This window comes from Shewanella sp. ALD9, assembly GCF_002836315.1.
In the GTDB taxonomy this organism is placed as follows: Bacteria; Pseudomonadota; Gammaproteobacteria; order Enterobacterales; family Shewanellaceae; genus Shewanella.
Genome location: NZ_PJCD01000038.1, coordinates 74,522 through 87,455, shown reverse-complemented (window position 1 = coordinate 87,455; position 12,934 = coordinate 74,522). Strand labels below are relative to the sequence as shown.

The following is a 12,934-nucleotide window of genomic DNA, read 5'->3' as shown; positions in this document are numbered from 1 at the left end:
GCCTAAATGATTTTCGATAGCGCTTAATTGGCACAACGTGAGCTTAATTTACGTGTATAATTACGTGTTTTTCTTAAGATCATCTTTTTCATTTTTAATTAAAGTAGAGTCATTCATGATACAAATCGGTAAACGTTATTCATTAGAAGTTGTTAAACAAGTTAATTTTGGGGTTTATCTAAATGCTCAAGAGCTTGGACAAGTCTTGCTTCCTAATAAATTTGTCCCTACCGGTTGTAATGTCGGTGATATGGTAGATGTGTTTCTTTACCTAGACTCTGAAGACATTGTGATTGCTACTACCCAAAAGTCGTTAGCTCAAGTGGGTGAATATGCTTATTTAAAAGTAATCGCCACGGGCCCATTCGGCGCATTTTTAGATTGGGGCTTAGACAAAGATTTACTACTCCCTTTTGGCGAGCAACATAAACCGGCAGAAGAAGGCCACTCATATTTAGTTTATGTCCATGCTAACCATGCCGACGAACGTATTATGGCATCGTCAAAACTGGATAAGTTTGTCGATAAAACAGAAGCGCATTATACCGAAGGTGAACAGGTTAATTTAATCATCGGTGGCACTACAGAGTTGGGTTACAAAGCCATTATTAACAACCTGCATTGGGGCGTAATTTACACTAATGAAGTTTTCCAAAAATTGCGATTTGGTCAAAAAGTGACTGGTTATATCAAAACGATTCGCAGTGATGGCAAAATTGATCTTGTACTGCAAAAAGGTGATAAAGACGAGCTAGATAAAAATGCCCGTTTGATCATTAATAAATTGCGTAGCGCTAATGGTTTTTTACCACTACATGACAAAACTGATGCTGATGTCATTTATGACAAACTCGGCATGAGTAAAAAAGCCTTTAAGAAATCAATTGGTGGTTTATTTAAAGCAGGTGAAATCACAATCGAAAGTGAAGGTATTCGCCTAACTGTGTGAACAATAATCGATTAGCCTCGGTAAACTAGTCCAATCCTTTGAGAAAAAGCATGCCTCTGTTATAAAAGTAATAGAATCATGCTTTTTATTAAAAGGATACTGTGTATGGAATTAACCTCACTAGAAGCTAGAGTTATCGGATGTTTACTCGAAAAAGAACTCACGACTCCAGATCAATATCCTCTGTCATTAAATTCACTCGCCTTAGCATGTAATCAAAAAAGCAGCCGCGAACCTGTGCTGTCACTGAGCGAATCTCAAGTAAAAACAGTATTAGACGATCTTACCAAAAAACGCTTACTCAGCGAGCAATCTGGTTTCGGTAGTCGAGTCGTAAAATATAAGCATCGCTTTTGTAATACTGAATTCAGTGAATTGCAGTTAAGCAGTGCGGAAGTCGCTATAATTTGCGTGTTGTTATTGCGGGGACCGCAAACACCAGGCGAACTCAAAACTCGTACCAATCGACTCCACGAATTCACTGATGTCTCACAGGTTGAAACTGCATTACTGGCATTAAGCCAACGTGAAAAGCCTTTAGTAGTTCAACTTGCTCGAGAAGCGAATAAACGTGATTGTCGCTTCCTTGAGTGCTTTAGTGGCAACGTTGATGATTATGATGTGAACAGCAGTGATGCCATTGTCGTGTCGACTCACACTCAACAAACTGTACAGCAAGATTCTCGGATTGTAGAACTAGAACAAAGAGTTGAGTTGCTAGAACAAAAGCTAGCCCAATTAGAGTCGCTTTTAAACTAATTAACGCTTTCCAAAACAGGTTAAGCAAGGAAAAGTATATGGACCGTACCGCCTCTCCATCGACGTTAACTCATATTTGGTTATTAGCCAAATATGAGTTAACCAAACGTTTTACTAACAAAAGCGGTATGATTTCATTAATCGCCTTTATGCTAATTTGGGCAATTTTATTGCTGTACCCTATCAAGAGTGCATCTGAATTTATTATGCAGCCTAACTTCAAAGACTTTACTGAAGCCCTCTTTGGGCCAGGGAGTTTACGCCATCTGTTTGAATGGACCGTCGAAGAGTTTGCTGTGTTTTGGTTAGCTGCACTGTACCTTTTCCCCATGTTCAGTATTTTTATTGCCGCAGACCAATTTAGTTCAGATAAACAACGTGGTAGTTTGCGATTTCTAACCTTAAGAGTCAGTCGTTCCAGTTTGTTTTTTGGTCGTTTCTTAGGGCAAATGTTTATCCAATTGATGTTGATCATCTTAACGTTATTGGCAACCATCGCATTAGCATTATCACGTGATATATCTTTGTTATTGCCATCAATAACAACTAGCTTAATCGTAATGGTTAATCTAGTGATCGTATTATTACCCTACACTGCTGCTATGGCGGTGCTGTCATTACATGCAAACTCAGCAAGACAAGCCAGTATATTTGCGGTTATCTTGTGGGCTGTAGTATCAATATTTATTGCATTAATTAATATGAATTTCCCACAATTAAGCTGGTTAAACTGGATACTGCCTGGTTCGCAAATAGGTAATTTGATCAATACTCAAGGATTAGGTTCATTCGTATACGCTCCCATTCCTTTACTGCAAACTGCGGTTATTTTATTTGCTGGTAAAGTCTTAATGAGTAGGAGTGCGCTATGAGTATCATTCAATGTGACAACCTTTCTAAACAATACGGTAATAAACTTGCGCTCGACACTGTATCGTTAACGCTTACACAAGGTGCTCCCATTGCATTAGTGGGTCCAAATGGTGCCGGTAAAACAACGCTATTTAGTTTACTATGCGGTTTTATTCAACCCACCAATGGCAGTATTAGCATTTTAGGCCATAAACCCGGTAGCAAAGCGTTACAAGGACTATTGTCGGCATTGCCACAAGATGCAGCATTGGATCCTAATTTTAGTATTGTGTCGCAACTCCAGTTTTTTGCCCAATTACAAGGCATGACAGCAGCGGCAGCAAAACAAGAAGCATTAAGAGTTCTCGCCCTTGTCGACTTAAGTGACTCAGCAGAGGCGAAACCTAAAAGTTTAAGTCATGGTATGAGTAAACGAGTCTCTATTGCCCAAGCCCTCATGGGTTCTCCTAAGATTGTGTTACTCGACGAACCGACAGCGGGACTTGATCCTGCCAATGCGAAAAAAATTCGTCAAATTGTCAAAGATTTATCCGACCATACGACTTTTGTGATCAGCTCACATAACCTTGATGAACTTGAAAAGTTATGCGACCAAGTTGTCTATCTCGAACATGGCAAATTACAGCAATCGGTATCAATTAAAGCCAGCCAAGCGACAGACTTTATCACGCTGACAATGAAGCAATGTGACATGGACAGCCTCCATCAGCAGTTATTAGGCCTTAACGATATCATTGAAGTAAGGCGTATCGGTGATGAGCAATATGTTATCGAGTACCAAAAGCAATCCGGCTTTGCCATTGAAATGCAGTTGTTTGAGCTGTTTACTGCTCACCAGTGGCAATATAAAGCATTACTTAAAGGCCGTACCTTAGAAGAAACCTTGTTTTCTTAACTCACCGCCAATGGTTAAATGAACCTTTAATGCTGACTAAAATCGGTTTGCGTAAAAAGGCTTAACAACAAACCTCATAAGCATCAGTCTCTAATGCCATCGTTTATTAATTAGTGATAACTCACCATATTAATAAACGATGGCATTTTTTAATATATTATTTACGTATCAGGTCGATATAATGAAAATTTAATTGCTTAAAAAACCACATCAAATGAGGTATGTTAAAGTGTCTTCAATCGCTCATCCCTCCTCTACAGCGACTCTAAAACAGCAAATACTCTACATTCAAAATAACGACTAAATGCTAAGAAATCAGTCTAAATGACTAGGCCCTTAAGTAAAGAAGCCTTCCCAGCAACCTCAATGCAATTAACTCAGCGTCCTTCAGTTAGTGAGCTCAACGCTAAAATCTATTAAAAGATTCTAAAATAGACAACATAAATAGGCAAAATTCATAATAATAATGATTTTATAAGCTTAGACTTAAACACGCCCATTGCTGACGTGTGTTTTAATGCGCTAATAACCTGTCGTTACGACTAATACAATCCAGATATTCAATAAGCAACGGCTGAATGAGCGTTTATAACGATGAATTCGTTGTGTATTAGTTCTGAGTCTGCTCTGTATTGTCACTAAATGGCAAACAAGCCATTGCTGTTATTGTGCTTATAATACTCAACAATTTTGGCTGTTAATGTATTTACATAACAAAGACAAACTAATAATCCTCAATTCTAGTCATCTTATTAAGTTGGCTTTATGTGATGACCGTTTATGAGTGAGCCACCTGGTTCTTTAGAAAAGCTAAATCTTAAGTGACGGTACAGCATATAGGGATACGCGGGTCGACCGTATAGCGTCGACAGAAGAACGGTTTTTATCATCTTTGAATGAGTTTCTGGAGTCATTTTGAACTGATAAATGATTTGATGCGCATAACAATATTTCTATGTGTATTAATGATATGAGAGAGAGATAAATAGATTAATGATATACAACATATGATTAGACGATTAGACGATTAGACGATTAGACGATTAGCATGATGACAATACACAATAAAAAAGCAAAAAAAACTGCAGCAATAAATTGCTACAGTTTTAAATCTTTTAACACTTAGCCGAAGCTAAATACTAAACGATTGAAACGTTCTCAGCTTGAGGACCTTTCTGACCTTGAGTCACAGTGAAAGAAACTTTCTGACCTTCGTCAAGAGTTTTGAAACCGTCTGAGTTGATAGCACGGAAATGAACGAATACGTCTGGACCAGACTCTTGCTCAATAAATCCGAAACCTTTATCAGAGTTAAACCACTTAACAACACCAGTAACTTGAGACATAATATAAATCCTGTAAAAAAAAATAGTTAAAGCCTTAACGGCAGTAAAGCTGGAAAATGCCGGTATTACTTATGTTTACAGGACGAAACTGTTCGTATTGATAAATATAAGCCCAACCTTCAAGCTGAGTAAACTATAAACCATTTTCAGGATAAGTCAACAAACATCAACCAAACAATGGTATTTAATTAGTCTCATTTCAAAAAGGTTTATCTTTGAGCATCAAATAGTTATTTATATCAATTATCTGATTGCTTATTGTTCTCGTTGATGAATTTCGATTTTAAAATCTATCTCACACTCGAGCCCTTGCTCTATTATCTGAGACTTCTGTGAATCACTCAACTTCCATGCGTAAGGAGTCATGTTAAGAAAGTGATCAATGTCTTCCGCACGAGTTAATGTTAATGAATAAGCTAACGCTTGGTGTGCTAAGTAAGTAAAGCCATCTAACACCATAGGTTCTTGTGGATGTTGTTTGGGTTCACTATAAATTTTCTTTTTTAACGCATAGTGATGCATCGGCCCGGGAGAAACGGTTATCAGTATTCCGGTCGGTTTTATCACCCGCTGTAACTCTTCAACTTTAGACGGCGCATAAATACGTATCGCTAAATCAAAACTGTCATCAGCAAAAGGCATTTCAAATGCACTTGCCACACAAAAATGTAATCCACTATAGCGTTTGGCAGCATAACGAATTGCAGACTTAGAAATATCTAAACCATAAAACTCACAATGGGGTTTAACCACAGACTGCAACGTTTCAAATAACCGATGACTGTAATACCCTTCGCCACACCCTATATCGAGCACCTTAGTGGCATCTCCTCCAGCAAACTCTAGCGCTAACTGATTTACTTTGTCGCTTAAAGGTTGATAAAAGCCTTGATTAAGAAACTCTCGTCTGGCAATCATCATTTCTTTGTTATCACCAGGATCTTTTGTTTTCTTTTTTTGTACAGGCAATAAATTAACGTAACCTTCTTTAGCACAATCAAATTGATGACGCAGTTCACATTGCCAAGAATGTTGTTGTTGTACTAATGGCGCGCTACAAATAGGGCAAATATAAGACATGGGTGGGCTCTAGAGTTACTGAAAAGTTAAAGATCGTCATCACACAGCTTATTGACCATTTCCGACACGTCTTTAGGGGCTAAAAGTTCAAAACAATCCAATTTACGCTGTAATTGTTCATTATTATAAAATTGTTCATTAGACGAGCGGCCGAAGTTGGAACGCTCTAATGACTGATGATAGGTCCGTAACAACCATTGATGCTTATTTTGCAATAAATGATCGAGTTTTAGTAGCTCAGTTGAGACACCTGGGTGGATTTTGCCCGACTCGCCTCGGAGGTAATCACGTAATTCTCGTCGAACTTGCTCTAATTCACTGATATGAACCGCAAGCATGGTAGAAGGCTCATCATAATCAAACTTACGTCCTAATATCGCTTTAGCCATAACTAGAGCTTGAGGTTCACTCAAAATCCGTAAGTCATTCTCTAACGTCACTAGTTCAAAACGAGCTTCAGCAGCTACACTAAAGTGCACATCTTCATCAGCGTGAATATTAATCGTCACCCCATTTCTGAGTTGTTCAATACACACACGTGGAGCTACCCCCATTGAAGGATATAACTTAATTCCCTGCCCTACGAGCCTTGGCTGAGTAGGCGTTTCAATCATTGTTTGTGTATGTTCAAAAGCAAAAGTCAAAAAAGGTTGAATACGTAAAATGAGTGTCGTTTGTTTATGCTCAACTTGGCTAACCACAAACTCAACTAAAGGATTACTCATCGTTGAAAGTACTAATAAATCACTCACACTATCCGGTAAACGAAGTGTCAACGCAGTCGGTTGAGTTATTTCACTGACGCATGGTTGAGTAAATACATGATGATGCATACAATATTCCTTTACTACTTCACTAAATTGTAACCAGCAAATCCACATTAGTCACCAGTAAACAAGGTTATATTAGAAAAATCATATTGAAGGTTACCTCATTATCATTTTTTTATGCTGATAAATGTTAACATGGTTTTAATCGCGAAAAGGATCTTATACTTACTATGGCTAACGCAATTCAACCCACCTTATTCTGGCACGATTATGAAACATTCGGGGCAAACCCAAGCAAAGATCGTCCGTCTCAGTTTGCGGGTATTCGAACCGATTTAGAACTCAACATTATCGGTGAGCCTGAAACCTTTTATTGCAAACTCGCGCCTGACTATTTACCGTCTCCCGAAGCCATATTAATTACGGGGATAACCCCACAACTGGCCAACCTTAAGGGCGTACCAGAAGCTGAGTTTATGAAACGTATTAATACGCTGTTTAGCCAACCCAGCACCTGTGTTGTGGGCTATAACTCATTACGTTTTGATGATGAGGTCAGTCGCTATGGTTTCTATCGTAATTTTATCGACCCTTACGCGCGAGAATGGCAAAACGGTAATTCTCGTTGGGATATCATTGATTTAGTTCGAGCTTGCTATGCATTTCGTCCAGACGGAATAAATTGGCCGAAGAAAGAAGATGGCTCACCGAGTTTCAAGCTAGAGTTACTCACCCAAGCGAATGGTTTAAGTCATGAAAAAGCCCATGATGCTATGTCAGACGTTTATGCCACGATTGCTATGGCTAAACTGATAAAGCAGACACAACCCAAGCTGTACGAATATTATTTTAATTTAAGGCGTAAACAAGCGGTTGCGGATCATATTGATGTCCTTAAAATGCAGCCTTTGGTTCATGTCAGTTCAAAAATTAGTGCGCTGCAAGGCTGTACTACGTTAATCGCGCCAGTGGCATATCACCCAACTAATAAAAATGCGGTGATATGCGTTAATTTGGCCATGGATATCTCGCCATTATTAGAATTATCTGCTCAAGAAATAAATGATCGTATGTATACGTCTCGTCAAAACTTAGCTGAAAATGAGCTCGCAATACCACTCAAACAAATCCACCTTAACAAGTGTCCCTTTATCGGATCGCCAAAATTACTTGACGACGAGGTAGCTGAAAAATTACAGTTCGATAAAGCATTTGCACGTGAGCAATATAAACGCTTAAAAAACCACCCAGAATTGCGCGAAAAGCTTAACCAAGTATTTGAACTTGAATCAGATCGTAAACCGATCACCGATCCTGATTTAATGCTATATAGCGGTGGATTTTTCAGCCATGCTGATAAAACAAAAATGGACATTATTTGCCATACTGCACCACATAATTTAGCAGCTTTGGCATTGCAATTTGATGATCCGCGGATCAATGAAATGTTGTTTCGTTTTCGGGCACGTAATTATCCAGAAACATTAAGCGACAGTGAAGTCCGTAAATGGCGTGATTTCTGTCAACAACGCTTATCGGATGCCGATTATGTGATTAAACTCGAGAACCTGGTCGAAGAAACCAGCGAGAATGAACACAAACAAAAGCTATTAAAAGCCCTATATCAATATTTACAGTCACTATAGTAAATTTTATTTTTACCCAATTTATTTCATCTAAGGATTAAGGGAATGCAAAATCGTTTTTTAGAAAGCATTACTCAACTAGACAAACCTTTGGCCAATGCGCTTGTGCCATTATTACACGAGCAATTTTGCGGTCATATTGATGCAAGTCAATTTGCAGGCCTAGTTAACGCAAGCGGTAAAACAGAGCAACAAGTGCTCATGGATTTATTACCTATTGCCGCAGCACTCGCTAACCCACCGATAAGCGAATTTTATGTCGGTGCTATTGCAAAAGGTGGCAGTGGCGACTTGTACATGGGTGCTAATTTAGAATTACCCGGAGAAGCGTTATTTCACAGTGTTCATGCTGAACAAAGTGCCATTAGTCATGCATGGTTAAGTGGTGAAACAGAAATTGTTGATATCATTGTAAACTTCAGTCCTTGTGGTCATTGTCGCCAATTTATGAACGAACTAGTCAATGGCAGTAAAATAAATATTCACCTGCCTAATCAACCAACCCAAACATTAGCGCATTATTTACCTTATGCGTTTGGGCCGGCAGACTTAGATATAACCGTGCCACTATTATGTAAGCGCGAGCAAGAATTTAATTGTGATTCAGATGACCCAATGATCATCGAAGCCATTGATCAAATGGGCCTCAGTTACGCGCCATATACTAATAGCAATGCCGCTGTTGTATTAGAAACTAACGACGGCGCCACTTTCTGTGGTCGTTATGCTGAAAGTGCGGCATTTAATCCATCAATGCAACCGATGCAAATGGCATTATCCAATTTAATCCGCCATAACCGTCAATACAGCGAAATAAAGCGCGCGGTATTAGTCGAATCATCAGTAGGCAAAATTACCTTGGTCGGCGCTGCTATGGATGCTCTGCATGCAATCGCACCGATTGAGCTTCAACATATGGTTGTAGAACCATTGCTGGGATAAATAACAGCAAACTTACTATGTTAAATATTCAGATAGATGGAAGGCGCTAATAAGCGCCTTTTTTTATTTGGATTAACACTACATTAAACCTAGATTAATAATGTATTATATTTTAACAATCTACTGCTGATACCATGCTAAGCTAATTGACATTTTTAGCATGGATAACATTAAATTATCGGTGTACACATCGTTAAACAAACAACTGTTTATTGCTATTTTAATTATTTACTGGCTAATAATTTTCATCTAATGCAGCGTTTAATCAACAACAGTCTGTAGATAATTTATCTCCTTTAATGGCAGATAATGAGTAGGATTATTACCATGGCCGATATTAATCAATCTTATAGCCAAATTCAGATAATAACTGCAACATTATTAACGGGCACATCGTTATCTATGAACAAACAAATGTAAAGCGAGTCACTATTGCGCATATCGAGCCTTAGCAAAGTTTTACTCTTTATGCTGTTTTGTACAGTCGCTTTAGTATGGGCCATTATCGAAAATGCCAAACCTCTTACGGTCAAAATACTCAACAACTTATTAGCCGACAACCACATAGAAGTGCTTAATTTTGATGCCGAATATGTCTCATTTAATCATATTCGGATCCCCAGGTTAGTCCTAAAAATTGAAGACAGTCATATCGCTATCCAAGAGTTCAATCTTGAGCTGCGTGACAGCCTGCAAATTCTTAAAAACCAACAAATCAACGCCGACGATATCGTTAGCATCAAAACCCAGAGTGTCTATGTTGATTTGGGCGACAGTTTTTTCATTCGTCAATCACAACAAACTGAAGAATCTCCAGCGGCAATGCAACTCAACCTCGCAAAATTACCCACTATTGAGCTAGGTGAAATAAACATTAAGCTACCAGTGCTGGATAAAGATCTCCCACAGCAACACACTTTAAAGATGGACCAGCTTACGTTGACACAAAAAGGTCAACTAAATACCTTGTGGCGATTTGATGACTTCCCGCTATTTAGCCTAGATGCCAGCTTAGACAAACGTGCTTGGCAATTTAACACCCTTGTTGATTTAGGGTTAAGCTATCAAGGGCTTGATTCATTGGAACAATATTTAAGCTTATTAAACAATAAACAACAGTCACAACAAGCGCAAAGCAACAATATGCTTCATGGTTTGCATACGCAGCTATCACAACTTCTACAACCCATTCGTCAACAGCAAGTCACCATAGAAGGCCAATGGACAGCCAACAGTAAAATTAATTTAATCAGCGGCGAGATGAGCAGTCAGCAATCGATAGACGGATTATCTTTGCACTCGCCACTTTGGCCTAGTGTCTATTTTTCGCCGCAACAACCCATTAAGGCGATGCTTAATTTGGGCAATTACCCGCTACAGGCCTCACTAGACAACAGTAAAACCATCGATGCCTTCGCGCTAAAACTTGATATTGCCCCGCTACACTACCAACTGTCGCCCTCACAAGACGACAGAAATAAATTAATTGCATTGTTAGCCGATGATCACGCCAATCAAATAGTTCATATCATTGAACAGTTAACCCCTAAATCACCTTCTCAGCTAGCCAGTATCGATGTAGGCATGGCCTATCCCGTTGAAGTCGTTATCCCGCTGCAAAATGATGCTCTACCTCTGCAGGTGTCAATTCCTGACCTAAGCGTCAGCATTGAAGGGTTATTGCTCCAAAGCAAATTAAAACTGGCGCACACCACATTCAATAGTCATCAACAATTTAACAGTCATTTCGATTGGGGTATGGCATTGTCGACCCCGGAAGCAACAGGCAAGACACAACAACAGCCAATTAACACACTCACCACAGCCAACACAACCGTAACCGTCAGTGAAAATATATCCGAACCAACATCAGCACCAGTAACCACGATGGCTCCAAGTATCATTGATATAAAAGCCTTATTCCCTGAGATCCCGTTAGAGCAGCTGTCACTTTCTAATGCGAAAGTGAATCTAGTCGGTCAAATATCGCAGTGGCAACAACATCAACTCGAACTGTCATTGCTGCCAAGCTCCAGCGTAGCCGTCAACAACACAAGTATATTGCGCAGTATTACCAGTGAGAATGAACAACATACCAAGCAGACCAAAAAATCTTCTGCACTATTAGGGTCATTCGGACTTGTGCTTAACGACACCTCGACCATGTCATTCAAACAAAATAATACTCAACTCAATCTATCTCCGTTTACACTGCAAATTGGCCAATTGATTGTTCAGCAAGCAACCCAAGTGGACAACAGTAAACTATCAACTACACTGGCCTCGGTTAACAAAGCCGATATTGCCATCAATCAAGGTATAATCTTGGCGTTACATCAAGATGAGCCCATCGACAAGTCGCTAGAACGTTGGTTACAAAACCCTGCAACCAACGACATAGCTTGGCGTATCAATAAACTCGATATCACCAAGCAACTGGGCAAAAGTCGCCGCCAGCCACTACTTGCGCTTGATAAGATTACGGTTACTCAGCAGCTCAATTTATCCAAAGGATTACTGGTTGGTAGCGAACAATGGCAACTCGATACCCTTAATTTAAGCAGTTATCACTTACTTAAATTTGCTGATAAAAAAAGCCCATTATCATTAGCTGGCCAATGGACTTTTGATACCGATATTGAAACAGCAATCAAGACATTACAAAAAGTCCAACCCCTGCCAGATAACTTTACAATTCAAGGCCACAGCAAACTAATCGCAGGTTTTGCATTAAGCGAAATAGGCAACACCAGTCAGTTTGAAATGAAAATTCAACAACAGTTATCATCTTTGTCAGGCCAATGGGAAGATAAAACCTTTAACGGCGGTGACGTGTTTGCCCAATGCCAATTTAACTGGCAGCAAACTCACGATGGTCCTAATACTCCTGCGGCTGAAAAACACTTTGCTCACAGTCAATTAGTCTGCCCACAAACCGCAATCAGTTTACAGCAAGCTAAACTTGGTTTATCGCTAACAAACTTGAATTTGAATGCCGATATCGAACTCAATAAAGACGGCAATAAAACGCCGACCAATTGGTTACAGCAAGTTACAGGGTTAAGCGAGACCAACATCAACCTTACCGCCAGCGGCGACATGCTTGATGGACGCTTTTTATTACCTGAGTTTGTACTAAAATTGCATGATAAATCTTATGGATACTTATTATTACAAGGGTTGAGCCTAGAAAAATTCTTAGAAGAGCAACCGCAAGTGGGTGTTAAAGCCAATGGCTTATTTGATGGCGTATTACCCGCGGTACTGGTTGATGGCAAAGTGACTGTTACTGGTGGCAAACTGGCTGCGCGAGCACCTGGAGGATTAATTGAAGTTGCCGGAAATCCTGCAATGGATCAGCTAGAATTATCTCAGCCTTATCTTGGATTAGTCTTTACCGCACTTGAGCATCTTAACTATACTGAATTGTCGAGCTCCTTTGACATGATACCCAACGGCGATGCACAGATTAATATTGCAGTAAAAGGTAACAGCCGTGACATTGAGCGCCCTGTTCACCTTAATTACTCTCACCAAGAAAACTTAATTCAGTTATACAAAAGTACTCAGATCGGTAATCAGCTACAAAGCAAAATTGAAGCAAAAGTCCAATAGCAGCATAAAAGGATCGCCCACGTGAAATATTCATCGACATATTTAGTCAGTATCAGCAC

General features: G+C 39.4%; 10 protein-coding genes. 7 read left to right on the top strand and 3 right to left on the bottom strand.

The genetic code is table 11. The features are described from left to right. Positions 1-115 precede the first annotated feature (115 nt). The 4 genes from CXF88_RS14845 to CXF88_RS14830 all read left to right on the top strand — a co-directional run bounded on the left by CXF88_RS14845 (position 116) and on the right by CXF88_RS14830 (position 3,476). Positions 116-949 carry a S1-like domain-containing RNA-binding protein gene (locus CXF88_RS14845; protein WP_101087545.1) on the top strand — a complete coding sequence of 278 codons (834 nt, stop codon included), beginning with the start codon at positions 116-118 and terminating at the stop codon, positions 947-949. Between the two features lie 105 nt (positions 950-1,054). Beyond that, positions 1,055-1,708, top strand: a complete 654-nt coding sequence (locus tag CXF88_RS14840; RefSeq protein WP_101087544.1) for a DUF480 domain-containing protein — start codon at positions 1,055-1,057, stop codon at positions 1,706-1,708. Between the two features lie 38 nt (positions 1,709-1,746). Beyond that, complete coding sequence (locus CXF88_RS14835; protein WP_101087543.1) at positions 1,747-2,580, top strand: ABC transporter permease subunit; 834 nt, start codon at positions 1,747-1,749, stop codon at positions 2,578-2,580. Further along, complete coding sequence (locus tag CXF88_RS14830) at positions 2,577-3,476, top strand: ABC transporter ATP-binding protein (RefSeq protein WP_101087542.1); 900 nt, start codon at positions 2,577-2,579, stop codon at positions 3,474-3,476. The genes CXF88_RS14835 and CXF88_RS14830 overlap by 4 nt, the downstream gene beginning before the upstream one ends. Positions 3,477-4,615: 1,139 nt before the next feature. On the opposite strand, the gene CXF88_RS14825 is transcribed toward CXF88_RS14830, so the two are convergent. The 3 genes from CXF88_RS14825 to CXF88_RS14815 form a co-directional block, all read right to left on the bottom strand. After that, the gene (locus tag CXF88_RS14825) at positions 4,616-4,822 is read right to left on the bottom strand and encodes a cold-shock protein (protein ID WP_011637160.1); all 207 of its coding nucleotides are present in this window, start codon (positions 4,820-4,822) and stop codon (positions 4,616-4,618) included. A 255-nt stretch (positions 4,823-5,077) separates the two neighbouring features. Next, the gene (rlmA, locus tag CXF88_RS14820) at positions 5,078-5,902 is read right to left on the bottom strand and encodes a 23S rRNA (guanine(745)-N(1))-methyltransferase (protein ID WP_101087541.1); all 825 of its coding nucleotides are present in this window, start codon (positions 5,900-5,902) and stop codon (positions 5,078-5,080) included. Between the two features lie 26 nt (positions 5,903-5,928). Then, positions 5,929-6,735 carry a hypothetical protein gene (locus CXF88_RS14815; RefSeq protein ID WP_101087540.1) on the bottom strand — a complete coding sequence of 269 codons (807 nt, stop codon included), beginning with the start codon at positions 6,733-6,735 and terminating at the stop codon, positions 5,929-5,931. A 167-nt stretch (positions 6,736-6,902) separates the two neighbouring features. Between CXF88_RS14815 and sbcB the strand changes: the two genes are divergently transcribed. From sbcB to CXF88_RS14800, 3 genes are all read left to right on the top strand, one after another. Beyond that, complete coding sequence (gene sbcB, locus CXF88_RS14810; RefSeq protein WP_101087539.1) at positions 6,903-8,318, top strand: exodeoxyribonuclease I; 1,416 nt, start codon at positions 6,903-6,905, stop codon at positions 8,316-8,318. 45 nt (positions 8,319-8,363) lie between these two features. Next, positions 8,364-9,260: a cytidine deaminase gene (cdd, locus tag CXF88_RS14805; protein WP_101087538.1), complete on the top strand. Its 897-nt coding sequence runs from the start codon at positions 8,364-8,366 to the stop codon at positions 9,258-9,260. Positions 9,261-9,728: 468 nt separating this feature from the next. Then, positions 9,729-12,875 carry a YdbH domain-containing protein gene (locus CXF88_RS14800; RefSeq protein ID WP_101087537.1) on the top strand — a complete coding sequence of 1,049 codons (3,147 nt, stop codon included), beginning with the start codon at positions 9,729-9,731 and terminating at the stop codon, positions 12,873-12,875. The last annotated feature ends 59 nt before the right edge of the window (positions 12,876-12,934 follow it).

Coding starts and splice junctions, on each gene's coding strand:
- CXF88_RS14845 (WP_101087545.1), top strand. CDS start 116: ATGATACAAATCGGTAAACGTTATTCATTAGAAGTTGTTAAACAAGTT.
- CXF88_RS14840 (WP_101087544.1), top strand. CDS start 1,055: ATGGAATTAACCTCACTAGAAGCTAGAGTTATCGGATGTTTACTCGAA.
- CXF88_RS14835 (WP_101087543.1), top strand. CDS start 1,747: ATGGACCGTACCGCCTCTCCATCGACGTTAACTCATATTTGGTTATTA.
- CXF88_RS14830 (WP_101087542.1), top strand. CDS start 2,577: ATGAGTATCATTCAATGTGACAACCTTTCTAAACAATACGGTAATAAA.
- CXF88_RS14825 (WP_011637160.1), bottom strand. CDS start 4,822: ATGTCTCAAGTTACTGGTGTTGTTAAGTGGTTTAACTCTGATAAAGGT.
- rlmA (WP_101087541.1), bottom strand. CDS start 5,902: ATGTCTTATATTTGCCCTATTTGTAGCGCGCCATTAGTACAACAACAA.
- CXF88_RS14815 (WP_101087540.1), bottom strand. CDS start 6,735: ATGCATCATCATGTATTTACTCAACCATGCGTCAGTGAAATAACTCAA.
- sbcB (WP_101087539.1), top strand. CDS start 6,903: ATGGCTAACGCAATTCAACCCACCTTATTCTGGCACGATTATGAAACA.
- cdd (WP_101087538.1), top strand. CDS start 8,364: ATGCAAAATCGTTTTTTAGAAAGCATTACTCAACTAGACAAACCTTTG.
- CXF88_RS14800 (WP_101087537.1), top strand. CDS start 9,729: ATGCTGTTTTGTACAGTCGCTTTAGTATGGGCCATTATCGAAAATGCC.